This is a genomic window from Bosea sp. RAC05, assembly GCF_001713455.1.
Classification (GTDB): Bacteria; Pseudomonadota; Alphaproteobacteria; order Rhizobiales; family Beijerinckiaceae; genus Allobosea.
This window is the reverse complement of record NZ_CP016464.1, coordinates 1648821-1673397: the sequence shown is the minus strand read 5'-3', so window position 1 is coordinate 1673397 and position 24577 is coordinate 1648821. Positions and strand designations below refer to the sequence as shown.

Genomic DNA, 24577 nt, shown 5'->3' with positions numbered 1-24577 from the left:
CGACCGGCTCAAAACAGGCTCAGCTGGGCCTTCTCCCGCTCCGGCTTGAGAAAGAGGTCGCTGCGCAGGCGTGTTCGCGCGCCGTTGAAGCCCAGCCGCTCCGCCGCCATCTCGAAGCGCCGGCCGATCATCCAGGCGTAGGGTCCGGAGCCGACCTGGCGCTGGCCCCAGGCGGCGTCGTAATCCTTGCCGCCGCGCGTCGAGCGGATCAGCGAGACGACATGGCGCAATTTGTCGGGGTGATGGGTCAGGAGCCAGTCCTGCACGAGGTCCTTCACCTCCAGCGGCAGGCGCAGCAGCACATAGCCGGCCTCGCGGGCGCCGGCCGCCTTCGCCGCGTCGAGGATGCGCTCGATCTCGTGCTCGTTGATTGCCGGGATGATCGGCGCGACCAGCACCGTCACCGGGATGCCCGCGTCGGACAGCGCCTTCACCGTTTCCAGCCGCTTGGCGGGCGAGGCGGCGCGCGGCTCCATGCCGCGGGCGACCTTGGGGTCGAGCGTGGTGATCGAGATCGCGACCTTGGCCAGCCCCTTGGCCGCCATCGGCGCGAGGATGTCGATGTCGCGCTGCACCAAAGCCGACTTGGTGACGATGCCGACCGGGTGGTTGAACCTCGCGAGCACCTCCAGGATCTGGCGCATGATGCGCAGCTTCTTCTCGATCGGCTGATAGGCGTCGGTGTTGGTGCCTATGGCGATGGTGCGCGGCTGGTAGGACGGCGCCGACAGTTCCTTCTCCAGCAGCAGCGCGGCGTCGGGCTTGGCGGTCAGCCTGCTCTCGAAGTCGAGCCCCGGCGACAGGCCGAGATAGGCATGGCTCGGCCGCGCGAAGCAGTAGACGCAGCCATGCTCGCAGCCGCGATAGGGGTTGATCGAGCGGTCGAAGGAAATGTCGGGGGAATCGTTCTTGGTGATGATGGTGCGCGGCTTCTCGACCGCAACCTCGGTCCGGAACGCCGGGAGCTCGCCGAGCGACCCCCAGCCGTCATCTTCGCTGATGCGCTGCTCGGCCTCGAAGCGGCCACCGGGATTGATCGTCGCGCCGCGGCCGCGCCGGCGCTCGGGATCGATGCGGTGTCCCGCATAGGCGACCGGATCAACCGGTGCGACGCGCGCCGAGACCGACATCGGGCCGGCACCGGCCTGTTTCAGCGGCTGGGCCGAAATCGGCCTCGAAGAGGGCCTGCTCTGGAGCATGGCGCGGAACGTCCCTGAAAATCGCCGGGAATCGACGATTCCCCTGCGGATTAATGTGAACATACAGGGAACGAATTGCAAGCGACAGGATTGCGACATGCTGCGCTGCGACATAAGGAGGCGCATGCTCACAGCGGTCATACGCAGCGCCGGCTCGACCGAGGCCCTCGCGGCCACCTTCTCCGTCCTGATCCCGGCGGTGGCCGACGGATTCCTCGGCCATGCCGTGGTTCTCGACGCTGCGGGCGAGGCCACGATCGAGCGGATCGCGGACGCGACGGGAGCGAGCTATCTGCGCGCCGGCAGCACGGACAGCTGGCCGGCGGGCGCGGCCCAGGCGCGCGGGGACTGGCTGTTGCTGCTCGAAGAAGGCGACGTGCCGCAGGCTCACTGGCCGCAGGCGGTGGAGCGCCATCTGCTGCTCGCCCCGGACAGGCCCGCCCTGATCCCGCTGCGCGGCTTCGCGCAATCGCTGCGCGAACGCGCCGGCGTCTCCTTCGGGCCGCACCGGCTGCGGGCGGGGCTGGTCCTGCCGAAGAGCCATGCGCTGTCGGGCCGGCTCGGGGCGCCGCCGCAGCGCCTTTCGGTGGGGCGCGAGCGGGCGGCGGGCTGAGGCGGCGGCTTGCGCTGCAGCCCGCCCGGCCGCACAATCGGTCATGGCCGTCAAACCCCTCGCAGACCTGATCGACGATCTGCTGGCGCCGGCGCTGGCCGCGCAGGGCTTTGCCGGGCGGGCCGTCGTGGCACTCTGGCCGGAGATCGTCGGCGAGCGGCTGGCGGCGCGCTCGCGCCCGCTCAAGATCGACTGGCCGCGCCGCCGGCCGGCTCCGGGCGAGGCGTCCGAGCCCGCGACCATGGTGGTTCGGGTCGAAGGGGCCTTCGCGCTCGACATGCAGCAGCTCGCGCCGATCGTGATCGAACGCGTCAACACCCATCTCGGCTGGCGTGCGGTCGGCAAGCTCGTGCTGAAGCAGGGGCCGGTGGACGCTCCGGTCGCGGCAGTCGCACGCCGCCCAACCGATCCCGCTTTGCTGGCGCGCATGGAGCGCCAGGTCGCCGGCGTCGAAGGCGAGGCGCTGCGGGCCTGCCTCGCGCGGCTGGGGGCCCATGTCGCGGAGCGCGCGGCGCGGCAGCGTCCCGACACAGCTTCGTGAGGGATGCGCGGCGGCGCGGTGACGATCTTGCCACAATCATCCGCGCCTCTATAGGACCGGCAACCGGGCTTCGTCCCACGACACGCGCATTTTCAGGAACCACGACGATGACGAACAGGCGACAGCTTCTGACGGCGACGGCCGGACTCGCGGCCGCCGCGATGCTGGGCGCGCCCGCGGCGCAGGCCCAGGCCGACCTCACCACGCCCGGCCCGCTCGGCGATGTCTGGATCGGCTCGCCGGACGCCAAGGTCTCCATCATCGAATACGCCTCGCTGACCTGCGGCCATTGCGCGACCTTCCACAAGGACACCTGGCCGGCGCTGAAGGCGAAGTACATCGACACCGGCAAGGTGCGCTTCACGCTGCGCGAATTCCCGCTCGACCCGCTGGCGACGGCGGGCTTCATGCTGGCGCGCTGCAACGGCAACGACAAATATGTCGCGATGACGGACCTGCTCTTCGCCCAGCAGAAGGTCTGGGCTTTCACCGACAAGCCGGTCGATGCGCTGTCGGCGATGGTGAAGCAGGCCGGTTTCACACAGGATTCGTTTGAGGCCTGCTTGAAAAGGCAGGATATCTATGACGCCGTCACAGTCGTGAAGGATCGTGGGGCCAAGGCCGGTGTCGACTCCACGCCGACCTTCTTCATCAACGGGCAGAAGCGTTCAGGTGCGCTCTCGATCGCCGAATTCGACAAGATCCTCGAGCCGCTCCTGGCGGGCTGAGGGCATTCGCCCTTGCCGACCCGACCTCCACGTCATCCCGGCCGCAGCAAAGCGGAGCGCCGGGATCCATCATAGAGAACTGCGCTCTACGATGGATCCCGGATCGGCGCGGCTGCGCCGCTTGTCCGGGATGACGGGCGCGGATGTTGCAGGGGCGCGCCGATGCAGCTAACGCGCCTCAGGCTGACCGGCTTCAAGACCTTCGTCGAGCCGACGGAGTTCCTGATCGAGCCTGGCCTGACCGGCATCGTCGGCCCCAATGGCTGCGGCAAATCCAATCTCGTCGAAGCCCTGCGCTGGGTGATGGGCGAAAGCTCGTTCAAGAACATGCGCGGCTCGGGGATGGACGACGTCATCTTCGCGGGCTCGAACGAGCGCCCCGGCCGCAACATGGCCGAAGTGGCGCTGACGCTGGACAACAGCGACCGCAAGGCTCCCTCCGCCTTCAACGAGACCGACGTTCTCGAGGTCACCCGCCGGATCGAGCGCGAGGAGGGCTCGACCTATCGTGTCAACGGCAAGGAGGTGCGCGCGCGCGACGTGCAACTGCTCTTCGCCGATGCCGCGACGGGCGCCCGCTCGCCCGCTCTGGTGCGGCAGGGCCAGATCTCCGAGATCATCTCCGCCAAGCCGCAATCGCGCCGGCGCATCCTCGAGGACGCAGCCGGCATCGCGGGCCTCCACAGCCGCCGCCACGAGGCCGAGCTGCGGCTGCGCGGCGCCGAGGAGAACCTGACGCGCCTGGAGGACGTGCTGGGCGAGATCGACGGGCAGATCGAGTCGCTGCAGCGGCAGGCGCGGCAGGCCTCGCGTTATCGCAGCCTCGCCGCCGACATCCGCCGGGCCGAGGCGACGCTGGCGCTGATCGCGCACCATCTGGCGCGCGGCCAGGAAGCGGAGGCCGAACGGGCGCTGGAGGCGGCGGTGCGCCTCGTCGCCGAACGCACCGGCCTGCAGGCGGAAGCCGCCCGGCACCAGGCCGTGGCGGCGCACGGGCTGCCGGGGCTGCGCGAGGGCGAGGCGGCCGCCGCAGCGGCGCTGGTGCGGCTGAAGCGCGGGCTCGACGAGCTGGAAGCGGAAAACCGGCGCGCCCGGCAGCGGGCGGAGGAGCTCGACCGGCGCCTCAGCGAACTCCAGGGCGATCTCGGCCGGCAGGAAAGCGTCGCGCGCGACGCCGCCGAGAGCCTGGCGCGGCTGGCGCAGGAGGATGCGGCACTGGCCCGCGAGGGCGAGGGTTCGGCCGGCAGTGCCGAGGCCGCCGCGGCCGTGCTGGCACAGGCGGAGGCCGCGCTTTCGGCGGCGGAGGCGGACCATGGCGCCGCGCAGGGCGCGCTGTCCGAGCTCGCGGCGCGACGCGGCGCGCTCGAGCGGGCGCTGCGCGAGGGCCGTGAGCGCGAGGCGCGGGCGCAGCAGGAACGCGACCGACTCCTGCGCGACCAGGCCGCGCTCGATGCCGGCAGCGCCGCGCTGCCGCTGGAGCCGCTGCAGAGCGCCGTCGCGGCGGCAGAGGCTGCGCTGCGCGAGGCCGATGCCGCGGCCGCGGCCGCGCGGGCGGCGCTGGCCGCGTCGCGCGAGCGCGAGACCCAGCTGCGGGCCCCTCTGGCCGAGGCCGACCGCGCCGCCCAGCGGCTCGACACCGAGATCGGCACGCTGCGGAAGCTGCTGGCCCCCGCGAGCGGTGACCGCTGGCCGGCGGTGCTGGAAGCCCTCAGCGTGGCGAAGGGCTACGAGATCGCGCTCGGCGCCGCGCTCGGCGACGATCTCGAGGCGGCCACCGACGCCGCCGCGCCCAGCCACTGGCTCAACACCGGCGGCGGCGAGACGGACCCGGCCCTGCCGGCGGGCGCCGAGCCGCTGGCGGCGCATGTGCGCGGACCGGCGGCCCTGCGGCGGCGCCTCGCCCAGATCGGCGTCGTCGCCCGCGGCGACGGGCCCCGCCTGCGCGCGCTGCTGCAGCCGGGCCAGCGGCTGGTGTCGCGCGAGGGCGATCTCTGGCGCTGGGACGGCCTGACCGGCGCGGCCGAGGCGCCCTCCCCCGCCGCCCGCCGGCTCGCCGAGAAGAACCGCCTCGGCGATCTCGAACAGGCGGCGCAGGCGGCCCAGGCGGCGGCGGCCACCGCCCGGCAGGCGCTGGACGGCGCGACCAGCGAGGCCCGGGCCGCGGCCCAGGCCGAGGCGGCGACGCTCGAGGCGGCGCGGCTGGCCCGCCGCGCGCTCGACCAGGCGCGCGAGCGCTTCGCCGCCGCGGAACGCAAGGCCGGCGAGGTCGCCGCGAGACGGTCGGCGCTGAGCGAGGCGATCGGCCGGCTCGGCCAGACGATGGCCGAGGCCGCGGCCCATGCCACCGCGCAGGACCAGGCGCTGGCCGAGCTTCCGGCCTCCGCCGCACTCGAAAGCCGGCTGCTCGAGGCGCGCGTGGCGCTGGGCGAGCGGCGCATCGCGGCATCGGATGCGCGGGCGCGGGTGCAGACACTGAAGCGCGAGGCGGAACTGCGCGCCCAGCGCCGCCAGGCGATCGCCGCCGACACCGGGGCCTGGCGCGAGCGGGCCGCGCGCAGCGGCCAGACCGCCGAGGAGACGCGCCGGCGCATCGAGACGGTCACCGCCGAGCGGGCCGCGCTGCTGGAGGCGCCCGACACCTTCCTGAGCGAGCGGCGCCGGCTCGTCGCCGAGATCGAGGAGGCGGAGAGCCAGCGCCGTGCCGCGGCCGATCGTCTCGCCCAGGGCGAGGCGGCGCTGGCCGAGGCCGACCGGCAGGCGCGGATCGCGCTGGAGGGGCTGGCCGGCGCGCGCGAGACACGGGCGGCGGCAGAGGCCAAGCGGGAAGCGGCGCGCCAGCGCGTCGCCGATGTCGCCCGGCAGATCGAGGAGGGGCTGGAGACCAGCCTCGACCGGCTGGCGACCGTCGCCGGGCTGAAGGCCGGGGACACCCCGCCGGCGCAGGAGGAGGTCGAGCGGCGGCTCGCCGGCCTCAAGGCCGAGCGCGAGCGGCTCGGCGCCGTCAATCTGCGCGCCGAGGACGAGCTGACCGAGATCCGGGGCAAGCGCGAGGGGCTGACCGCCGAGCGCGACGATCTCAGCGAGGCGGTGCGGCGGCTGCGCCAGGCGATCAGCGCGCTCAACCGGGAGGGCCGCGAGCGCCTGCTCGCCGCCTTCGAGATCGTCAACGGCCAGTTCCAGCGGCTCTTTTCCGTGCTGTTCGGCGGCGGCATGGCCGAGCTCAAGCTGGTCGATGCGGAGGACCCGCTCGATGCCGGGCTCGAGATCTTCGCCCGCCCGCCCGGCAAGAAGACGCAGGTGATGACCCTGCTCTCGGGCGGCGAGCAGGCGCTGACCGCGACCGCGCTGATCTTCGCGGTGTTCCTGACCAACCCCTCGCCGATCTGCGTGCTCGACGAGGTCGACGCGCCGCTCGACGACGCCAATGTCGAGCGCTACTGCGACCTGCTCGACGAGATGGCGCGCGAGACGCGCACGCGCTTCATCCTGATCACCCACAATCCGATCACGATGGCGCGGATGGACCGGCTCTTCGGCGTGACGATGGCCGAACGCGGGGTCAGCCAGATGGTCTCCGTCGATCTCGCCACGGCCGAGCGCATCCGGGACGCGGTCTGAGCGCTGAAAAAAGGCCACAATCGCCTTCGCAATGCGGCAAGAATGCCGGTTTTCTCCGAATTTACAGGTATTCCAATGCCTTAGGTCGCTTCGGCCTGCCTTGACAGCATCCGGGGCGGGCAATAAAGGAGGCCGTGCTGACGACGGCTCGATGCGCGGGGCGCGGACAGGGATCGTGTGGCTTTTTGCAGGATCGTGGCACCATCACGATCATGGAGGAGCTGCTGCCGTGACCGAACCCGAGAAAAACGCCTCAGACTCGGAGTTGCGCGCAAGACTGGGTTCCCTGAAGGCCGCTCTCGGGCGTGCCGACGGAAACGAAAAGCCGGGCGCGAGCCCGGCCGGAGAGGACGGCGCCATGGCTGGCGCAATGTCCTCCGGCTTGCGCGCCGCGACGGATCTCGCAGGCGGCATCATCGCAGGCGCCCTGATCGGGATGCTGGCAGACCGGTGGCTGGGAACCTCGCCGTTCCTGCTGATCATCTTTCTGGTGATCGGGGCCATGGCAGGGCTGCGCTCCGTCTATCGGCTCGGTTCGCGTCCGACCTCCGGGTCGAAGGGCAGCGGGACGAAAGACTGACCGAGGCTGGTGGCCGCAAGGCCGCACGACAAGGGACTGAAGCGACATGGCGGCTGGCGGCGGAATCGATCCGATCCACCAATTCGAGATCAAGCCGATCATCGGCTTGCGGCCGTTTGGCCTCGACCTGTCCTTCACCAACGCCTCGCTGCTGATGGTCGCGATCGTCGCCGTGATCTCGGTGATCATGATCTACGGCTCGAGCCAGCGGTCGGTGGTCCCCGGCCGGCTGCAGTCGCTCGCCGAGATGATCTACGAATTCGTCGCCTCCACCGTCACCGGCGTGATGGGCAAGGAAGGGATGACGTTCTTCCCGCTCGTCTTCTCGCTGTTCATGTTCGTGCTCTGCGCCAACATGCTCGGCATGATCCCGGGCTCCTTCACCGTGACCAGCCACATCGTCGTGACGGCGGCCTTCGCCTTCCTCGTGATCGGCACCGTGCTGGTCTATGGCGTCGTCAAGCACGGCAGCCACTTCTTCGGCCTCTTCGTGCCGTCGGGCGTGCCGGGCTGGCTCCTGCCCTTCATGGTGCTGATCGAGGCGGTGTCCTTTGTCTCGCGGCCGATCTCGCTGTCGCTGCGCCTGTTTGGCAACATGCTCGCCGGCCATATCGCGCTGAAGGTGTTCGGCGGCTTCGTCGTCGCCCTGCTCGCCGCCGGCGGCGCCGCGACGATCATCGCCCCGCTGCCGCTGCTCCTGGCCGTGGCGCTGACCGCGCTCGAATTCCTCGTCGCCTTCCTGCAGGCCTATGTCTTCGCGATCCTGACCTGCGTCTATCTCAACGACGCTCTGCACCCCGGCCACTGAGCCAGGCAGAGTTCGCGAGACCATCCCACCCGCCATCACCTTTTCACACTGGAGAAAGACCATGGATCCCGTTGCAGCCAAGTACATCGGCGCTGGCCTCGCCTCGCTCGGCATGGGCCTCGCCGCCATCGGCGTCGGCACCATCTTCGGCAACTTCCTCTCGGGCGCGCTGCGCAACCCCTCGGCGGCCGACGGCCAGTTCCCGCGCGCCTTCATCGGCGCGGCGCTCGCCGAAGGTCTGGGCATCTTCGCCTTCGTCGTGGCGCTCGTCCTGCTCTTCGTGGTCTGACGCGCTTCGACCACCCGCCTTCCCGTCGCGCCCTCGCGTCCCCTTGCGGGACCGGGCGCGACTTTTCGATTTCCTTCGCTGAAAGGCAGCCCATGCCGGTTCGATCTTCACGGTCCGTCAGGCAAGGTTGGGCCGGCTTCGTCGCCTCCGGGTTGACGGCCACGCTCGTGGCCGGGGCCGCCCAGGCCGCGGCGCCGTCCCTGAGCGGCGAGAAGGCCGCCTTCCCTCCCTTCGACGTCGCGACCTTCTCGGGTCAGCTGTTCTGGCTCGCCATCACCTTCGGCGCGCTCTACTGGCTGATGTCGACGATCGCCCTGCCGCGGGTCGGCGCGATCCTCGAGGAGCGTGCGGGCACCATCGCGCGCGATCTCGACAATGCCGCCAAGATGCAGGCCAAGGCCGAGGAGACAGCACTCGCCTATGAGGCGGCGCTGACCGAGGCCCGCAAGAACGCCCAGGGCATCGCCCAGGCTTCGCGCGACGCCGGCGCCAAGGCCTCCGATGAGCGCCGTCACGCCGTCGAGGCCGAGTTGGCGACCAAGCTCGCCACGGCCGAGGCCACCATCGCCGCCACCAAGACCAGCGCCATGAGCAATGTGCGCGGGCTCGGCAGCGAGGTCGCGATCGCGATCGTCGAGAAGCTGACCGGCCAGGCCCCGAGCGCCACCGAGGCGTCCGAGGCGGTCGATCAGGTTCTGGCACGCGGCTGAGGAGACAACATCATGGATACCGTCTGGGTCGGCGTCGCCTTCGTCATCTTCTTTGCCATCCTGGCCTATTTCGGCGTGCCGAAGGCGATCGTCGCGGCGCTCGACGCGCGCGGCGAGAAGGTCGCCCAGGAACTCGCCGAGGCGCGCCGCCTGCGCCTCGAGGCCGAGAAGCTGCTCGCTGAGTACGAGGCCAAGCGCAAAGCCGCGGAGACCGAGGCCGCCAGCATCGTCGCCGCCGCGAACGAGGAGGCCAAGCGCCTCGCCGCCGAGGCCGAGACCAAGCTGAACGACTTCGTCGCCCGTCGCACCAAGTCGGCCGAGGAGAAGATCGCGCTGGCCGAAAGCCAGGCCGAAGCCGAGGTTCGCGCCGCGGCCGCCGAAGCGGCGACCAAGGCGGCCGAGCTGATCATCCGCTCCCAGGTGGGTGGCAAGGCCGGCGACGCGCTGTTCGCCGCCGGTCTGAACGAGGTCAAGGCCAAGCTCAACTGAGACGGAGCGGCCGAAGGGTCGCTTACGTCCATCAGGACCAATGACTTGCGAAAACGCCGTGGCCCCTGGGCCGCGGCGTTTTGCTTTGGTGGCCAGGGGAGGATCGACCGAAGCGAGCTTGCCAGAAGCGGGAGGCTCGGGCCTCCCAATCCCTCGCTTGGCTCATGCGCGTAACGGCCCCATCGTCCCGGATAGGCGGACGAGGCCAGACCCGCACGGGACGACGCCGCTCCGGGAGACCTTGTAGGCCCGATAGCAGCGGTCCGAACGCCGTTTCGTCTCAGTTCGCGGCCGTCTTGGCGGGAGACGCGGGGCCGGCTTGGGTTCGCCCGCGCCAATCACCTTCGCCTTCGGCTTGCGCGGCTGGATGGTGGAGGTAACGATGCCCTGCGGCGTGTCCAGCCCATAGATGTCCTCGCGGAACTGGACCATGCCGTCGGCCCCCTGCCAGCCGGTCAGATAGACCCAGGCCACGGGCACGGACTTCTTCAGGGGGATGTTCTTGCGCTCGCCCTTGGCGATCTCGGCCTCGATCGCGGCCGGCGTCCACTCCGTGCCTTCGAGCAGCCAGGCGCCGAGATCGCGCACGCCTTCGACACGGGCACAACCCGAGGAGTTGAAGCGGACATCGTTGCGGAAGAGGGACTTCTTCGGCGTGTCGTGGAGATAGACGGCCTCGGTGTTGGGCATGTCGATCTTCATCTGGCCGAGCGAATTGTCGGGGCCGGGGTCCTGCCGCACGGTGAAATAGGGCGCGGTCAGGCTCGCCCAGTTGACGGTGGCCGGGTCGATCTCGCGGTTTTCGGCCCCGAGCAGGCGCATATGCGACTTCGCCAGGAAGCCGGGATCCTTGCGCATGTGCGGGATGATGTCGGCCTTCACGATCGAGGTCGGCACCGTCCAGGTCGGGTTGAGATTGACCGAGGTGATGTTGGCCTGAAGCACCGGCGACGGCCGGTCCGGCCGGCCGACGATGGCCAGATGGCGGCGCTGGACCATGCCGTTCTCCACCGCCTCGACGCTGGCGCCGGGGATGTTGACCACGACATAGCGCTCGGCGAAGGAGAAGCCGTTGCCCTTGAGCCGCTCCAGCGTGGCTGTGAGCTGGTTGAGGCGGACCTCGACCGGCGTGTTCATGGCCTTCAGCGTGAGACGGCCGACGGTGCCGAGATCCGACAGGCCGTGCCGGATCTGGAAGCGCTTCACGGCCGCGACGACGTTCGCGTCGTAGACGTCACCCGGCAGCGCGTCGGTGGGCAGATCGCCGCTCAGCACCAGGCGCTGCTTCAGCGCCGCGACCTCGGGCCCCTGAGCGTCCGGCTTCAGCGCGGTGACGCCGGCGGGCACCTTGGGCCAGCCGCCGCGGACGGCGATATCCTCATGGGCGATCAGCGCCTCAAGGGTGCGGTCATAGGTGTTGGGGCCGTAGCTGGGCTCGTTGGCCCGCGCTCCCACGCCGCCGAGCAGAAGGGCCAGGGCGGCGACGGAGGCTTTGACGAAACGCACGGACATGGACGTGATCCCACACAGCGTCACAGACGCATAGCGGAAGCATCCCTCGCGCATGGTCAAGGAAGGCTTAAGGCGTGCTGAGGATTTCGGTAACGGACTGTTGCTGGCGGCTTGGGCCGCCAGCAATGATCGTCAACGACTACTCCGCCGCCTCCGCCAGCGGCGCCGGTGGCACCCATTTCAGCACCGGCTGTCGCGCGGCCCGGGTCTCGTCGAGGCGGCGCAGCGGGGCGTGGTGCGGGGCGCCGGTGAAGCGGACCTTGTCGTTGCCCTTCGCGGCCATGGCGAGGTCGCGCAGCGTCGCGATGAAGAGGTCGAGCGAGGCCTTCGATTCCGACTCGGTCGGCTCGATCAGCATGGCGCCGTGGACGACCAGCGGGAAATACACCGTCATCGGGTGATAGCCCTCGTCGATCATCGCCTTGGCGAAGTCGAGCGTGGTGACGCCGGTGCCCTTCAGCCACTCGTCGTCGAACAGCGCCTCGTGCATCGAGGGGTGGTCCGGGAACGGCAGCGACATCAGGTCCGAGAGGCCGGCGCGGATGTAGTTGGCGTTCAGAACCGCATCCTCGGAGGCCTGCTTCATGCCGTCCGAACCATGGCTGAGCATGTAGGTGAGCGCGCGGACATACATGCCCATCTGGCCGTGGAAGGCGGTCATGCGGCCGAAGGGCTGGTTGCCAGCGGGCGCATCGGCGGCGTTCTCGACGAGGCGGGCCGAACCGCCCTCGACATGGATGAAGGGCACCGGCGCGAAGGGCGCCAGCCGCTCCGACAGCACGACCGGGCCCGAGCCCGGGCCGCCGCCGCCATGGGGCGTCGAGAAGGTCTTGTGCAGGTTGATATGCATGGCGTCGACGCCGAGATCACCGGGCCGCGCCTTGCCGACGATGGCGTTGAAATTGGCGCCGTCGCAGTAGAAATACGCGCCGGCCTCATGCATCGCGGCGGCGATCTCGACGATCTGCGGCTCGAAGATGCCGCAGGTGTTGGGGTTGGTCAGCATGATCGCGGCGATGTCGGGGCCGAGCAGGGCCTTGACGTCCTCGACCGCGACGGTGCCGTCCGGGCGCGCCGGGACGGAGCGCACCGAGAAACCGATCAGGGCCGCGGTCGCCGGGTTGGTGCCATGCGCCGATTCGGGGACGAGCACGACATTGCGGGTCGCGCCCTCGCCCTTGGCGGCGATGGCGGCCTTGATCGCCATCATGCCGCAGGCCTCGCCATGGGCGCCGGCCTTCGGCGACAGGGCGACGGCCGGCATGCCGGTCAGCGTCATCAGATAGCGCGAGAGCTCGAGCATGACCTCGAGCGCGCCCGGCACGGTCGAGACCGGCTGGAGCGGGTGCACGTCGGAGAAACCGGGCATGCGCGCCGTCTTCTCGTTGAGGCGGGCATTGTGCTTCATCGTGCAGGAACCGAGCGGGAAGAGCCCGGTGTCGATGCCGTAGTTCTTCTGGCTGAGGCGCACATAGTGGCGCATCGTCTCGGGCTCGGAGAGGCCGGGCAGGCCGATCTCGCCCTGGCGCGCATGGGCACCGAGGCGCGACTTGAATGGCGCGGGTGCGTCGATGTCGACGCCGGTCGTCTCCGGATGGCCGATCTCGAAGATCAGCGGCTCGATCTGCTGCAGCGCGCGGTTGCCGGTGAAGGTCGCATGCGGCTCATGGGCGGACACGATGCCCTGGGTGGGACGTCCCTGACGGTTCAGCATCACAGCACCTCCGCGAGCGCCGCCACGAAGGCCGCCCGATCCTCGTTCGTGTTGACTTCGGTCGAAGCGACCAGGAGCAGGTCGTCGAGCCCCGCCTGCGGCAGCAGGCGCGAGACCGGGACGCCGCCGAGAATGCCCTTCGCTGCGAGCGCCTCGACCACGTCGGCCGCGGGCCTGGGCAGCTTCACGGTGAACTCGTTGAAGAAGCTCTCGTTGAGCACGGTGACGCCCTTCACGCCGGCCAGCGCGTCGGCGAGCGCCACGGCATTGGCATGGTTGACCTGGGCGAGGCGTTCCAGGCCCGCCTGGCCGAGCAGCGTCATGTGGATGGTGAAGGCCAGGCAGCAGAGCCCGGAATTGGTGCAGATGTTCGAGGTCGCCTTGTCGCGGCGGATATGCTGCTCGCGCGTCGAGAGCGTCAGCACGAAGCCGCGCTGGCCGGCGGCATCGACCGTCTCGCCGCAGAGCCGGCCCGGCATCTGGCGGATGTATTTCGACTTGGCGGCGAAGAGCCCGACATAGGGCCCGCCGAAGTTCAGGGCGTTGCCGATCGACTGGCCCTCGCCGACGACGATGTCGGCGTCCTGCGCGCCCGGCGGCACAATGGCGCCGAGCGAGACGACCTCGGTGAAGACCGCGATCAGCAGCGCGCCATGGGCATGGGCCTTGGCGGCGATCGGCCTGAGGTCGCGCAGATTGCCGAAGACGTCGGGGTTCTGGACGACGACGCAGGAGGTCTCGTCGTCGATCTGGCTCAGGATGTCCTCACCCGCCGCGACGTCGGGCGGCAGGGTGACGACCTGATCATTGGCCATCTCGGAGAGGGTGCGCACGACCTGGGCATAATGCGGGTGCAGGCCGCCCGACAGCACGGCCTTCTTGCGCCGCGTGACCCGGTGCGCCATCAGCACGGCCTCGCCGGTGCCGGTCGAGCCGTCATACATCGAGGCGTTGGCGACATCCATGCCGGTCAGCGCCGCGACCTGCGTCTGGAACTCGAACAGGTACTGCAGCGTGCCCTGGGCGATCTCGGGCTGGTAGGGCGTGTAGCTGGTCAGGAATTCCGAGCGCTGGATCAGATGGTCCACCGTGGCCGGGACATGGTGCTTGTAGGCACCGGCGCCGACGAAGAAGGGCACCGATGAGGCCGCGACGTTGCGGGCCGACATCTTGGCCATGATGCGCTCGACCTCGAGCTCACCCCTGGCGCGCGGCAGATCGACGGGCGCCTTCAGCAGCTTGTCGGCCGGCACGTCGGAAAACAGGGCATCGACATCCGCGACGCCGATGCGGGCGAGCATGTCCTCGCGGTCGGTGTCGGTCAGGGGGAGATAGCGCATGGTGGTTCTTCCGTGACGTGTTTCGGGTGCAGGCGGCTGACGCCTTCGCGACGTCATCCCGGCCGGAGCGAAGCGAAGAGCCGGGATCCATTCCTGAAGCGGTCCGGAATGGATCCCGGATCTGCGCGGCTTCGCCGCTTGTCCGGGATGACCCCTCGGAGAAGGGCTAGAGAGTCTTGAGGTAGTTCTGGTACTCGGCCTCGCTCATCAGGCTCTCCAGCTCGGCTGCGTCCTTGAGCTTGAGCTTCAGGAACCAGCCCTTGCCGGAAGGATCCTCGTTGACCGTGCCGGGCGCGCCTTCGAGTTCGCTGTTGACGGCCACGACCTCGCCGGAGACCGGCGCGTAGACCTCGGAGGCCGCCTTGACGCTCTCGACCACGGCCGCCTCACCGCCCTTGGAGACGGCTTTGCCGAGCGCGGGAAGCTCGACGAAGACAACGTCGCCGAGCTGGCCCTGGGCGAAGTCGGTGATGCCGACGATGCCGGTATCGCCCTCGATGCGGATATATTCGTGGTCCTTGGTGTAGCGGGTCTCGGACATGAATTCAGTCTCCGGAAACAGAAAACGGGATGAGGTTCAGCGCTTGTAGCCGTTGGGGACGAAGGGCATCGCCGCCACGACGGCCGGCAGGGGCTTGCCGCGCACGATCAGGTGGAGCGGGGTGCCCGGCGCGCTGTGGGCCTTGGCGACATAGCCCATGGCGCAGGGGGCGTTCAGCGTCGGCCCGAAGCCGCCGGAGGTGACCTTGCCGACGATCTCGCCCTCGGGGGTGGCGATCTCGGCGCCCTCGCGCGCCGGGGCCCGGCCTTCCGGCAGCAGGCCGACGCGGACGCGGCCGACACCGTCGGCGAATTCACGCTGGATGCGGGCGGCGCCGGGGAAGCCGCCTTCCTCGCGCCGGCGCTTCTGGATCGACCAGGTCAGCGCGGCCTCGACGGGGGATGTCGTGGTGTCGATGTCGTGCCCGTAGAGGCACAGGCCGGCTTCCAGCCGCAGCGAATCACGCGCGCCGAGGCCGATCGGCTTGACCGTGGCGTCGAGCAGCAGCGTGTCCCAGATCTCGCCGATCTTCGAGGCAGCGGCCGAAATCTCGTAGCCATCCTCGCCGGTATAGCCGGAGCGGCTGACATTGGCCTTGATGCCGGCGACCTTCATCGTGCGCGAGGTCATGAAGGCCATCTCGCGGGCCTCGGGGGCGATCGCGGCCAGCGCGGCCTCGGCCGCCGGGCCCTGGATCGCGATCAGGCCGCGATGCTCGGCCCGGATCAGCTTCACATTGGCGGGCAGGCGCGCCTCGATATGGGCGTAGTCGTCCGTCTTGCATGCGGCGTTGACGACGAGATAGAGAGCGCCGTCCTCGTCGGGATCGATCGAGCGCGTCACCATCAGATCGTCGAGAATGCCGCCCTCCTCGTTCAAGAGCTGCGAGTAGCGCTGCTTGCCCGGCGCGAGATTGACGATGTCGGCGGGAATCAGCGCCTCGAGGGCGCGCGCCGTGGTCTCGTGATCGGGGCCGACCAGGAAGCACTGGCCCATATGCGAGACGTCGAAGAGACCGGCCTTCTCGCGCGTCCAGTTGTGCTCGGTCAGGATGCCCGTCGGGTACTGGACCGGCATGTCGTAGCCGGCGAACGGCACCATGCGGGCGCCAAGCGCGACATGACGGGCATGGAGCGGGGTCTTGAGTACGATGGCCTCGGGCGAAGCCCCGGCATCGGCAACAGCGGCATCCATCGACGGCCCCTTCCAGAGTCGAGCGCAGGCCCCGGACGGATGTGTCCGGAACGCGCCCCCTCTGTCTTGGAACCTGAGAGATTTCCCCGAGCCGGCATGATCGCGCCGGACAGGTTACACCCGTCGGTGGACGGGGTTTCCCCCGCCGCTTTCCAGAGTGCCAGTTCCCACGCGGTCCGTTTGCCTGAGCGTTTCCGGGGCGGTTGCGCCTTCGGCGCCGGGTCTGGCCTGAACCAGTCCCGGTCTCTTCCGCGGGGATGTTGCGGCTGCCGGCACAGATACAAGACCGCGCGCCTTAGTCAATCGCGGGACTGCCTTCTTAACAGGCAACCCACGCGACTCTTTGCAGCGGCCGGGGAGACCCGGCCCGTCGCTCAGCGCCGACGCGACCGGGCCGGCGTCGCCGCACCGGTGCCGAGACCGACGATGATCTCGACCTCGCCCCGTCCGGCTGGCACCACGATGCCGTCCTCGACATGCGAGAAGTCGGTGCCGCCCTGGCCGGCGCCGACGGTGCCGCCGACGCGGGCCGCCCGGCGGGCGAGTTGGGTGGTGCCGCGGGTGACCAGCGTCGTGAGCGTGGCGCCGTAATTGCCGGGGCCGCCGGCGGGGCCGAGCAGCACGCGCCCCTCGACGCCGACCTTGAGGCGGAAGCCGCCATTGCCGGTCGGCGTGCATTCGCGCGCGACGTTGAGGATCGAGATCTGGTGGCGCAGGCCGCCGCTGTCCTGGCCGGACTGGACCCGAACTGCCGCCCCGCCATCGGCGATGATCACCTCAGGGCAGATCAGCCGATCGTCTTCCTCGTCCTTGGGCAGCTGGTCGGCCGGCGGCGGTGTCGTCGACTGGAACATGACGACGTTGCCGAGCGTCTGCATCGCGCTCGGCTGGCCCGAGGAGGACCCGGACGACCCGCAGCCGGCGAGGCCGAGGCAAAGGAAAGGCAGAGCCAGCAGGCTCGGCCGACGGAAAAGCGCATCACTCACGGCAGGGTCTCCACGCCGGGGCCAAAGCCGTTGAGGGAGACGGGAACGCCGACCCCCTCTTCCGGCGTCTGAAACACGATGAAGGTGGCATTCTTGCCGCCCTTGAGCTGACCGAGCAGCGCGTCGTCCATGACCACCTCGGCGACACAGCCGGTGGTCAGGCAGCGCACGAAACCGGCTCGGCCGATATCCTTGTCGTCGATCTTGAGACCGAGCCCCGACGGCAGCAGCACGCCGAGCGGCGCGACGACCCGCAGGAGCCGGCTCTTCTGGTCGGCCGTCTTCAGCACGATGACGAGCAGCGTCAGATTCGGCCGGTCCTCGGCCGCGACGTTCTGGACGAGCGCGCATTGTTCGGTCTTGGCGCCGGGCGGCACCTCGCAGCGCATCTGCCAGTCGCCATGCGTCGACTTGACGGCGCCCTGCGCCGCCGCGGGGCCTGCGGCCAGACCGATGCCGGCCAGCGCGAGGGCCGCCGCGCAGACAGGTCCGATGATCTTGCCCATCCCTGCGATACCTCCAAACCGGCGGCAGCCGCCGCCTCCGCCATCGAAAACCCGTTCGCGCCTGTCGAATACGGGGATTCGGGCGGAATGCCGACCCCTCCGAGGCCGGGTCCGCCGCACTTTAACGATCGACTGCGTTGGGACCATGCAGGCCCGGCCCTGTCAAGGCGCGCCGGCGAGATGGACCGGGGCGTCCCCTTCCGCTTCGCGCGATTATGCCGCACGGCATGCACCGGCACCCTGCATTGCCCCTCTGGCGCAAGCGTGATCTTTGATTTATCGCAATCCCGAAGAGCAAGGCGGCCTCGCGGCCGCACTCGCCGCGCATGGGCCACGGCCTGCGACGGGCGCCCCCAGGGACGCAGGCCGCAGGCTCCGATGCGGGCATGATGAGGAGCGACGTCGGATCGATGCGATTTCTGAGCAGGACCCTAGCCACCGTGGCCGCATCGGCCCTCGCCGCCTCGGCGACGCTGCTTCCGGAGGCCGCTCTGGCCGGAACCGGCATGCCGAGCCCCTGGCAGCTCAACCTGCAGGGCGCCGCCACCGAGGTGGCCGCCTACATCAACTGGTTCCATGACTGGTTGAACGTGATCATCTTCGCGATCACGCTCTTCGTGCTGGGCCTGATCATCTACGTCTGCTGGCGCTTCAGCGAGAAGGCCAATCCGAACCCGTCCAAGACGACGCACAACGCCCTGCTCGAGGTGGCCTGGACGGTGATCCCGGTCCTGATCCTGGTCGTGATCGCCATCCCGTCCTTCCGGCTGCTGAAGCTGCAGCTCGAGATCCCGCCCTCCGACATCACCGTGAAGGTGACCGGCAAGCAGTGGTACTGGTCCTATGAGTACCCCCAGGACGGCGCTGCCTTCACCTTCGATTCGCTGATGCTCGACGAGAAGCAGCGCGCCGAGGCGATCGCCGGCAACAAGATCGCCGCTGCCGAGGCGCCGCGCCTGCTGGCGGTGGACAACGAGGCGGTCGTGCCGGTCGGCAAGATCGTTCGCGTCCAGGTCACCGCCGCCGACGTGATCCACAAGTTCACCGTGCCGTCCTTCGGCGTGAAGATCGACGCGATCCCGGGCCGCCTGAACGAGACCTGGTTCAAGGCCGACCGCGAGGGCATCTATTACGGCCAGTGCTCCTTCGTCTGCGGCCAGAACCACGCCTACATGCCGATCGCGTTCCGCGTCGTCAGCCAGGAGCGCTACGCCGCCTGGCTCGCCGAATCGAAGCAGAAATTCGCCAATGCCGCGGATGCTGGCAGCAAGGTCGCCGCCGCCGGCCAATAAGGCCCCGCAATCCCCGCGGGCCTTGCGGCCCGCGAACCACCCGATTTGACGACTGTCGCGAAGCGATTTCGCACGAGGAGACCAAGGCGATGGCAACAGCGGCTCCGCACGCTCCCGCCCACGGACATCACGATGACGCCCACGCCCATCCGACCGGATGGCGCCGCTGGCTGCTGTCGACCAACCACAAGGACATCGGCACGCTCTACCTGATCTTCTCGATCATGGCGGGCCTGGTCGGCGGCTTCCTCTCGATCATGATGCGCATCGAGCTGCAGCAGCCCGGCCTGCAGATCTTCGCAAACGGCCAGAGCTACAACGTCTTCGTCACCGGCCACGGCCTGATCATGATCTTCTTCATGGTCATGCCCGCCGTCATCGGCGGCTTCGGCAACTGGTTCGTCCCGCTGATGATCGGCGCGCCGGACATGGCCTTCCCGCGCATGAATAACATCTCGTTCTGGCTGACGGTCGCCGCCTTCGTGCTGCTCGTCATGTCGATGTTCATGGAGGGCGCGCCCGGCGCCCATGGCGTCGGCACCGGCTGGACGATCTACCCGCCCTTCTCCTCCTCCGGCCATCCCGGCCCGGCGGTCGATTTCGGCATCTTCTCGCTGCATCTGGCGGGCGCCGCCTCGATCCTCGGCGCGATCAACTTCATCACCACGATCCTCAACATGCGCGCGCCCGGCATGACGCTGCACAAGATGCCGCTGTTCGCCTGGGGCGTGCTGGTGACGGCGTTCCTGCTTCTGCTGGCCCTGCCGGTTCTCGCCGGCGCGATCACCATGCTGCTGACCGACCGCAACTTCGGCACGACCTTCTATGATCCGGCCGGCGGCGGCGACCCGATCCTGTACCAGCACCTGTTCTGGTTCTTCGGGCACCCCGAAGTGTACATCATGATCCTGCCGGCCTTCGGCATCGTCAGCCACATCATCTCGACCTTCTCGCGCAAGCCGATCTTCGGCTATCTCGGCATGGCCTACGCCATGGTGGCGATCGGCGTCGTCGGCTTCATCGTGTGGGCGCACCACATGTACACCGCCGGCCTCTCGCTCAACACGCAGCGCTACTTCGTGTTCGCGACGATGGTCATCGCGGTGCCGACGGGTATCAAGATCTTCTCCTGGATCGCGACGATGTGGGGCGGCTCGATCCGCTTCACCGCGCCGATGATCTGGGCGATCGGCTTCATCTTCCTGTTCACCGTCGGCGGCGTGACCGGCGTGGTGCTGGCCAATGCCGGCGTCGACCGCTCGCTGCATGCGACCTACTACGTCGTGGCGCATTTCCACTACGTGCTGTCGCTGGGCGCCGTGTTCGGCATCTTCGCGGGCTTCTACTACTGGTTCCCGAAGATGAGCGGCTATGTGATCCCGGACTGGATCGGCAAGCTGCACTTTTGGGTCGCCTTCTTCGGTGCCAACCTGCTGTTCTTCCCGCAGCACTTCCTCGGGCTGGCCGGCATGCCGCGTCACTATGTGGATTATCCGGACGCCTTCGCGGGGTGGCATTTCTGGTCGTCGATCGGCTCCTACATCTTCGCCGCCGGTCTGCTGATCTTCTTCTACGGCGTGTATGTCGCCTTCTCCCGCAAGGAGCTCGCCGGCAACAATCCGTGGGGCGAAGGCGCGACGACGCTGGAGTGGACCCTGTCCTCGCCGCCGCCCTTCCACCAGTTCGAGACGCTGCCGCGCATCAGCGGTTCGGATCACTGAACACCAGGCGGCGGGCCCCTCCGGGCCCGCCGCCGCCCCTCCCCCGAGCGCCCCGCGCGGCGTTCCGGAGACGGGCGGCCCCTGCCGCAGAGCTTTCTAAGCGCGCAGCCGCGCTTCCGAGGACCGAAACGACAAAGCCGATGTCTGCAGCCTTCGAAACCCGTACCGACGGCGCCGCGCTGACCTCCACCGGCGAGGCGCGCGACTTCTTCGCGCTGCTCAAGCCGCGCGTGATGTCGCTCGTCGTGATCACCGCCATGGCCGGCATGGCGACGGCGCCCGGCTCGGTGCACCCCGTCATCGCGCTGGCCTCGCTGCTGGCGATCGCGGTCGGCGCGGGGGCCTCGGGCTGCCTCAACATGTGGTATGACGCCGACATCGACCAGCTGATGTCGCGCACCGCCAAGCGCCCGATCCCGTCGGGCCGCGTGCTGCCCTCCGAGGCGCTGGCCTTCGGGCTGACGCTCTCGATCGGCTCGGTGCTCGTCCTCGGCCTCGTCGCCAACCTGCTGGCGGCGGCGATGCTCGCCTTCACGATCTTCTTCTACGCCGTCGTCTACTCGATGTGGCTGAAGCGCTGGACGCCGCAGAACATCGTCATCGGCGGTGCCGCCGGCGCCTTCCCGCCGATGATCGGCGAGGCGGTCGTCACCGGCGATCTCGGCCTGCATTCGATCGTGCTGTTTGCGATCATCTTCCTGTGGACGCCGCCGCATTTCTGGGCGCTGGCGCTGGTGAAGGCCGCCGATTACGGCCGCGCCGGCATCCCGATGATGCCGAATGTCGCCGGCCCGGCCGCGACGCGCCGGCAGATCGTGCTCTACACGCTGCTGATGGCGCCCGTCGCCGTGCTGCCGGCGCTGATGGGCTTCGCGGGCCTGGGCTATCTCGTCGTCTCCGTGGCGAGCGGGCTGGCCATGATCGTGCTCGCGGTCCGCGTCTGGCGCCGGACCGAGGGCGAGGCCGCGACGAAGGCCTGCTGGTCGCTGTTCGGCTTCTCGATCCTCTATCTCTTCGGCCTGTTCGCCGTGCTGCTCGTGGAAAACGGGCTCGGCCTGATGTGGGCGCTGCCCAAGGTGATCGGATGAGTGGGCCGCCGAAAGCACCCGAGGCGCCCGCCGCCTTCTCGCCGGAGGACATGGCCCGCCGGCGGCGCCGCTCGATCGCGCTGGCGCTGGTTCTGGGCGGTCTCGTCGTGTTCTTCTTCGTCGTCACGCTGGTGAAAACCGGCCCCGCCATCCTCAACAGGCCGCTGTGATGGACAAGCCCGCACCCGCTCCGCAACGCCCCCAGAACCTCGGCCGCACCGCGCTGATCTGCAGCGGCGTGGTGATGGCGATGACGGGCCTCTCCTTCGCGGCCGTGCCGCTCTACGATATGTTCTGCCGCGCGACCGGCTTCGGCGGGACGCCGAAGGTCGGCACCGCCGCCGCCGGGACGATCCTCGACCGGACGATGTCGGTGCGGTTCGACGCCAACGTCGCCCCCGGTCTCGGCTGGAAGTTCGAGGCCGAGAGCCCCGAGATCAAGCTTCGGGTCGGCGAGACCAAGACGGTGTTCTACAAGATCACCAACCGGACCGACCGGCCGACGACGGGCATCGCGAGCTACAACATCGCCCCCGACAAGGGCGCGGCGTTCTTCGTCAAGATCCAGTGCTTCTGCTTCACCGAGCACACGCTGCAGCCGGGCGAGAGCCTGGAGGCGCCGGTGGTGTTCTATATCGACCCGGAGATCGCCGATAAGCGCGAACTCGACGGGCTGAAGGCGATCACGCTGTCCTACACCTATTTCGCCTCCAAGTCGGGACAGCCGCTCGCCCAGGGCGCGAGCGCGCCCGCCAAGGGTGACGCGGGCACATCGAATCTGTAGACACAGGCGCAGAAACAAGCGCTGCACAAGCCGGACGCGGAGATTTTAGATGGCCGGGGCCCATACCAAGAACCACGATTACCACCTCGTCGACCCGAGCCCGTGGCCTCTCGTTGGCTCGATCAGCGCGACGGTCATGGCGACGGGCGCCGTGATGTGGATGAAGGCGATGACGCTGGGCGGCATGAAGCTCGGCCCGCTGGTGTTCGGCATCGGCACGCTCGGCGTGCTCTACACGATGCTCGCCTGGTGGATGGACGTGGTCCGCGAGGCGGAAAGGGAGGGGCATCACACCAAGGTGGTGCAGATGCATCACCGCTACGGCATGCTGATGTTCATCGCCTCCGAGGTGATGTTCTTCGTCGCCTGGTTCTGGGCCTTCTTCGACGCCAGCCTCTTCGCCGGCGAGGCGATCAACTACACCCGCAAGGAGTTCACCGGCGGCGTCTGGCCCCCGACCGGCATCCAGACCTTCGACCCCTGGCACCTGCCGCTGCTCAACACGCTGATCCTGCTGACCTCGGGCACGACGGTGACCTGGGCGCATCACGCGCTGATCCATGACGACCGCAAGGGCCTGAAGCAGGCGCTGTGGCTGACCGTGATCCTCGGCGTGCTGTTCACGATCTGCCAGGTGTACGAGTACTCGCACGCCGCCTTCGCCTTCGCCGGCCACATCTATGGCGCGACCTTCTTCATGGCGACCGGCTTCCACGGCGCGCATGTGGTGATCGGCACGATCTTCCTGGCGGTTTGCCTGTACCGGGTCTATCTCGGCCACTTCAAGCCGGCCCAGCATCTCGGCTTCGAGTTCGCCGCCTGGTACTGGCACTTCGTCGACGTCGTCTGGCTGTTCCTCTTCGCCGCGATCTATGTCTGGGCGGCGGGTACCCCCGGCGCACACTGAGGCAAGCCGCCATCAGAACCCTGGAAAGGCGGCCTCGGCCGCCTTTCGCTTTTCAGGAGGCCGCCCCATGGCCGACGATCAGCCCAGCCTGCCCTCGCCCTACTCGACCGGCCTAAAGGGCCTCTGCCCGCGCTGCGGCGAAGGCAAGCTGTTCGAGGGCTTCCTCAAGGTGCGGCCGCGCTGCGCGGCCTGCGGCCTCGACTACAGCTTCGCCGATTCGGCCGACGGGCCGGCGGTGTTCATCATGCTGATCGCGGGCTTCGCCGTGCTGGGCGCAGCGCTTTATGTCGAGATCGCCTATGAGCCGCCGATCTGGCTGCATCTGACGATCTGGCTGCCGCTGGCGGTGATCGTCTGTCTCGCGCTGCTGCGGCCGATGAAGGGGCTCGCGGTCTCCTTGCAATATGTCCACAAGGCGCAGGAAGGCAGGCTCGAGCCGTGAGCGAGGTCACCTCCGCCCCGCGCCGTCCGCGCCTGCTCTGGCCGGCGCTGCTCTCGATCCTCGGTGTTGCGATCCTTTGCACGCTCGGGGCGTGGCAGATCGCGCGGATGACCGAGAAGCGCGTCTTCATCGACCGGCTCGCCGCCCAGGCCGCCGGCGCGCCCGCCGCCATGCCGGCCACCGCGAGCTGGGCATCGCTGGACCCCGCCGCGCTCGACCTGACGCGGGTGAGCGCACAGGGAACCTTCATCGATGGGCCCTTCGCCGGGGTCCGCACCACCATCGCCGCCGGGGAGCGCGGCACGCGCCAGCTCGCCGGCTTCGGCCGCTGGATCTTCCAGGGCTTCCGGCTCGACGATGGCGGCGTCATCCTGGTCAATCGCGGATTCGTGCCGGAAGGCCGGCTCGGCGAGATCAAACCGGCCTCGGGCCCGGCGACGGTCACCGGCTTCCTGCGTGCACCGGAAGGCCGCGGTTCCTTCACACCCGCCGACCTGCCCGCCAATCGCGAATTCTACACGCGCGACCCTGCCGCGATCGCCGCCTCGCTCGGCATCGGGGCAGCCGCGCCGTTCTATCTGGAGGCCGAGCGCCAGGGCGACGGGCTGACGCCCCCGGCCGGCGTCGATGCGAAGGAGCTGATCGCGCGTATCCCCGACAACCATTTGTCCTATGCGCTGACTTGGTTCGGACTGGCGCTGACGCTGATCGGGGTGTTTGCGGCGTTTGCCTGGCAGGGGCGCAGGAAAGCCGGCGAGGTGGCCTGAGATCGTTCGGTCTTTCCTGACCTCATCCTGAGGAGCCGCGGCAGCGGCGTCTCGAAGGATGATCCAGAGGGCGCCGTCGCCTCCTGAACCATCCTTCGAGACGCAGGCTTCGCCTGCTCCTCAGGATGAGGGCTCGACCCTTTCGCCCTTTGCCCTCGCCGCCCGGCGGGCCTATAGCTGTCCTCACGCCGACATCACGCCAGATCAC

At 69.1% G+C, this 24577-nt stretch carries 25 protein-coding genes and 2 riboswitches; of the genes, 17 read left to right on the top strand and 8 right to left on the bottom strand.

Annotated features, from left to right (window positions below; genetic code table 11):
• Positions 1–8 precede the first annotated feature (8 nt).
• Positions 9–1130, bottom strand: coding sequence for a PA0069 family radical SAM protein (locus tag BSY19_RS11360; protein WP_069054267.1), 1122 nt, complete (start codon positions 1128–1130; stop codon positions 9–11).
• A 193-nt stretch (positions 1131–1323) separates the two neighbouring features.
• Here BSY19_RS11360 and BSY19_RS11355 point away from each other — a divergent pair, with 193 nt between their 5' ends.
• The 9 genes from BSY19_RS11355 to BSY19_RS11315 all read left to right on the top strand — a co-directional run bounded on the left by BSY19_RS11355 (position 1324) and on the right by BSY19_RS11315 (position 9575).
• Positions 1324–1812: a hypothetical protein gene (locus BSY19_RS11355; protein ID WP_069054266.1), complete on the top strand. Its 489-nt coding sequence runs from the start codon at positions 1324–1326 to the stop codon at positions 1810–1812.
• Between the two features lie 43 nt (positions 1813–1855).
• Positions 1856–2353: a DUF721 domain-containing protein gene (locus tag BSY19_RS11350; protein WP_069054265.1), complete on the top strand. Its 498-nt coding sequence runs from the start codon at positions 1856–1858 to the stop codon at positions 2351–2353.
• Between the two features lie 107 nt (positions 2354–2460).
• A complete protein-coding gene (locus BSY19_RS11345) occupies positions 2461–3081 on the top strand; it encodes a DsbA family protein (RefSeq protein WP_069054264.1) in 621 nt (206 codons plus the stop codon).
• A gap of 162 nt (positions 3082–3243) precedes the next feature.
• The gene (locus tag BSY19_RS11340) at positions 3244–6699 is read left to right on the top strand and encodes a chromosome segregation SMC family protein (protein WP_069054263.1); all 3456 of its coding nucleotides are present in this window, start codon (positions 3244–3246) and stop codon (positions 6697–6699) included.
• 229 nt (positions 6700–6928) lie between these two features.
• The gene (locus BSY19_RS27935; RefSeq protein WP_069054262.1) at positions 6929–7279 is read left to right on the top strand and encodes an AtpZ/AtpI family protein; all 351 of its coding nucleotides are present in this window, start codon (positions 6929–6931) and stop codon (positions 7277–7279) included.
• Between the two features lie 46 nt (positions 7280–7325).
• Complete coding sequence (locus BSY19_RS11330) at positions 7326–8087, top strand: F0F1 ATP synthase subunit A (RefSeq protein WP_069054261.1); 762 nt, start codon at positions 7326–7328, stop codon at positions 8085–8087.
• 61 nt (positions 8088–8148) lie between these two features.
• Positions 8149–8376, top strand: a complete 228-nt coding sequence (locus tag BSY19_RS11325; protein WP_043231023.1) for a F0F1 ATP synthase subunit C — start codon at positions 8149–8151, stop codon at positions 8374–8376.
• Between the two features lie 152 nt (positions 8377–8528).
• On the top strand, positions 8529–9086 hold the full coding sequence (locus tag BSY19_RS11320; RefSeq protein WP_236840513.1) for a F0F1 ATP synthase subunit B family protein: 558 nt from the start codon (positions 8529–8531) through the stop codon (positions 9084–9086).
• 12 nt (positions 9087–9098) lie between these two features.
• Positions 9099–9575, top strand: coding sequence for a F0F1 ATP synthase subunit B family protein (locus tag BSY19_RS11315; protein WP_069054260.1), 477 nt, complete (start codon positions 9099–9101; stop codon positions 9573–9575).
• 162 nt (positions 9576–9737) lie between these two features.
• Here BSY19_RS11315 and BSY19_RS11310 read toward each other — a convergent pair whose 3' ends face one another.
• From BSY19_RS11310 to BSY19_RS11280, 7 genes are all read right to left on the bottom strand, one after another.
• Entirely contained in the window at positions 9738–11087 is a 1350-nt protein-coding gene (locus BSY19_RS11310; RefSeq protein WP_069054259.1) for a L,D-transpeptidase family protein, read from the bottom strand.
• Positions 11088–11226: 139 nt separating this feature from the next.
• Complete coding sequence (gene gcvPB / locus BSY19_RS11305; protein WP_069054258.1) at positions 11227–12801, bottom strand: aminomethyl-transferring glycine dehydrogenase subunit GcvPB; 1575 nt, start codon at positions 12799–12801, stop codon at positions 11227–11229.
• Entirely contained in the window at positions 12801–14141 is a 1341-nt protein-coding gene (gcvPA, locus tag BSY19_RS11300; RefSeq protein ID WP_069054257.1) for an aminomethyl-transferring glycine dehydrogenase subunit GcvPA, read from the bottom strand. The genes gcvPB and gcvPA overlap by 1 nt, the downstream gene beginning before the upstream one ends.
• Positions 14142–14307: 166 nt before the next feature.
• Complete coding sequence (gene gcvH / locus BSY19_RS11295; protein WP_069054256.1) at positions 14308–14682, bottom strand: glycine cleavage system protein GcvH; 375 nt, start codon at positions 14680–14682, stop codon at positions 14308–14310.
• A 36-nt stretch (positions 14683–14718) separates the two neighbouring features.
• Positions 14719–15876 (bottom strand): glycine cleavage system aminomethyltransferase GcvT, encoded by a 1158-nt coding sequence (gene gcvT / locus BSY19_RS11290; RefSeq protein WP_069054255.1) that lies wholly within the window; start codon positions 15874–15876, stop codon positions 14719–14721.
• Between the two features lie 51 nt (positions 15877–15927).
• Positions 15928–16038, bottom strand: a riboswitch (glycine riboswitch).
• A riboswitch (glycine riboswitch) is annotated at positions 16039–16138 on the bottom strand. It abuts the riboswitch before it with no gap.
• Between the two features lie 112 nt (positions 16139–16250).
• Positions 16251–16862 carry a hypothetical protein gene (locus tag BSY19_RS11285; protein WP_150129583.1) on the bottom strand — a complete coding sequence of 204 codons (612 nt, stop codon included), beginning with the start codon at positions 16860–16862 and terminating at the stop codon, positions 16251–16253.
• On the bottom strand, positions 16859–17368 hold the full coding sequence (locus BSY19_RS11280; protein ID WP_069054253.1) for an invasion associated locus B family protein: 510 nt from the start codon (positions 17366–17368) through the stop codon (positions 16859–16861). The genes BSY19_RS11285 and BSY19_RS11280 overlap by 4 nt, the downstream gene beginning before the upstream one ends.
• Positions 17369–17778: 410 nt before the next feature.
• Between BSY19_RS11280 and coxB the strand changes: the two genes are divergently transcribed.
• The 8 genes from coxB (at position 17779) to BSY19_RS11245 (ending at position 24369) form a co-directional block, all read left to right on the top strand.
• Positions 17779–18660 (top strand): cytochrome c oxidase subunit II, encoded by an 882-nt coding sequence (coxB, locus tag BSY19_RS11275; RefSeq protein ID WP_083247898.1) that lies wholly within the window; start codon positions 17779–17781, stop codon positions 18658–18660.
• An 89-nt stretch (positions 18661–18749) separates the two neighbouring features.
• Positions 18750–20381 (top strand): cytochrome c oxidase subunit I, encoded by a 1632-nt coding sequence (gene ctaD, locus BSY19_RS11270; protein ID WP_069054252.1) that lies wholly within the window; start codon positions 18750–18752, stop codon positions 20379–20381.
• Positions 20382–20521: 140 nt separating this feature from the next.
• Positions 20522–21469: a heme o synthase gene (locus BSY19_RS11265; RefSeq protein ID WP_069054251.1), complete on the top strand. Its 948-nt coding sequence runs from the start codon at positions 20522–20524 to the stop codon at positions 21467–21469.
• Positions 21466–21639: a hypothetical protein gene (locus BSY19_RS27930; protein WP_171905130.1), complete on the top strand. Its 174-nt coding sequence runs from the start codon at positions 21466–21468 to the stop codon at positions 21637–21639. The genes BSY19_RS11265 and BSY19_RS27930 overlap by 4 nt, the downstream gene beginning before the upstream one ends.
• Positions 21639–22253 (top strand): cytochrome c oxidase assembly protein, encoded by a 615-nt coding sequence (locus BSY19_RS11260; RefSeq protein ID WP_069054250.1) that lies wholly within the window; start codon positions 21639–21641, stop codon positions 22251–22253. The genes BSY19_RS27930 and BSY19_RS11260 overlap by 1 nt, the downstream gene beginning before the upstream one ends.
• Positions 22254–22302: 49 nt before the next feature.
• Positions 22303–23160, top strand: coding sequence for a cytochrome c oxidase subunit 3 (locus tag BSY19_RS11255; protein WP_069054249.1), 858 nt, complete (start codon positions 22303–22305; stop codon positions 23158–23160).
• Positions 23161–23227: 67 nt separating this feature from the next.
• A complete protein-coding gene (locus tag BSY19_RS11250; protein WP_069054248.1) occupies positions 23228–23602 on the top strand; it encodes a DUF983 domain-containing protein in 375 nt (124 codons plus the stop codon).
• A complete protein-coding gene (locus BSY19_RS11245) occupies positions 23599–24369 on the top strand; it encodes an SURF1 family protein (RefSeq protein ID WP_069054247.1) in 771 nt (256 codons plus the stop codon). Before BSY19_RS11250 ends, BSY19_RS11245 begins: the two co-directional genes overlap by 4 nt.
• The last annotated feature ends 208 nt before the right edge of the window (positions 24370–24577 follow it).

Excerpts from the sequence above, each read along its gene's own strand:
- BSY19_RS11360 (WP_069054267.1), bottom strand. The coding sequence starts at position 1,130 with ATGTCGGTCTCGGCGCGCGTCGCACCGGTTGATCCGGTCGCCTATGCG.
- BSY19_RS11355 (WP_069054266.1), top strand. The coding sequence starts at position 1,324 with ATGCTCACAGCGGTCATACGCAGCGCCGGCTCGACCGAGGCCCTCGCG.
- BSY19_RS11350 (WP_069054265.1), top strand. The coding sequence starts at position 1,856 with ATGGCCGTCAAACCCCTCGCAGACCTGATCGACGATCTGCTGGCGCCG.
- BSY19_RS11345 (WP_069054264.1), top strand. The coding sequence starts at position 2,461 with ATGACGAACAGGCGACAGCTTCTGACGGCGACGGCCGGACTCGCGGCC.
- BSY19_RS11340 (WP_069054263.1), top strand. The coding sequence starts at position 3,244 with ATGCAGCTAACGCGCCTCAGGCTGACCGGCTTCAAGACCTTCGTCGAG.
- BSY19_RS11330 (WP_069054261.1), top strand. The coding sequence starts at position 7,326 with ATGGCGGCTGGCGGCGGAATCGATCCGATCCACCAATTCGAGATCAAG.
- BSY19_RS11325 (WP_043231023.1), top strand. The coding sequence starts at position 8,149 with ATGGATCCCGTTGCAGCCAAGTACATCGGCGCTGGCCTCGCCTCGCTC.
- BSY19_RS11315 (WP_069054260.1), top strand. The coding sequence starts at position 9,099 with ATGGATACCGTCTGGGTCGGCGTCGCCTTCGTCATCTTCTTTGCCATC.
- BSY19_RS11310 (WP_069054259.1), bottom strand. The coding sequence starts at position 11,087 with ATGTCCGTGCGTTTCGTCAAAGCCTCCGTCGCCGCCCTGGCCCTTCTG.
- gcvPB (WP_069054258.1), bottom strand. The coding sequence starts at position 12,801 with ATGCTGAACCGTCAGGGACGTCCCACCCAGGGCATCGTGTCCGCCCAT.
- gcvPA (WP_069054257.1), bottom strand. The coding sequence starts at position 14,141 with ATGCGCTATCTCCCCCTGACCGACACCGACCGCGAGGACATGCTCGCC.
- gcvH (WP_069054256.1), bottom strand. The coding sequence starts at position 14,682 with ATGTCCGAGACCCGCTACACCAAGGACCACGAATATATCCGCATCGAG.
- gcvT (WP_069054255.1), bottom strand. The coding sequence starts at position 15,876 with ATGGATGCCGCTGTTGCCGATGCCGGGGCTTCGCCCGAGGCCATCGTA.
- BSY19_RS11280 (WP_069054253.1), bottom strand. The coding sequence starts at position 17,368 with ATGGGCAAGATCATCGGACCTGTCTGCGCGGCGGCCCTCGCGCTGGCC.
- coxB (WP_083247898.1), top strand. The coding sequence starts at position 17,779 with ATGCGATTTCTGAGCAGGACCCTAGCCACCGTGGCCGCATCGGCCCTC.
- ctaD (WP_069054252.1), top strand. The coding sequence starts at position 18,750 with ATGGCAACAGCGGCTCCGCACGCTCCCGCCCACGGACATCACGATGAC.
- BSY19_RS11265 (WP_069054251.1), top strand. The coding sequence starts at position 20,522 with ATGTCTGCAGCCTTCGAAACCCGTACCGACGGCGCCGCGCTGACCTCC.
- BSY19_RS27930 (WP_171905130.1), top strand. The coding sequence starts at position 21,466 with ATGAGTGGGCCGCCGAAAGCACCCGAGGCGCCCGCCGCCTTCTCGCCG.
- BSY19_RS11260 (WP_069054250.1), top strand. The coding sequence starts at position 21,639 with ATGGACAAGCCCGCACCCGCTCCGCAACGCCCCCAGAACCTCGGCCGC.
- BSY19_RS11255 (WP_069054249.1), top strand. The coding sequence starts at position 22,303 with ATGGCCGGGGCCCATACCAAGAACCACGATTACCACCTCGTCGACCCG.
- BSY19_RS11250 (WP_069054248.1), top strand. The coding sequence starts at position 23,228 with ATGGCCGACGATCAGCCCAGCCTGCCCTCGCCCTACTCGACCGGCCTA.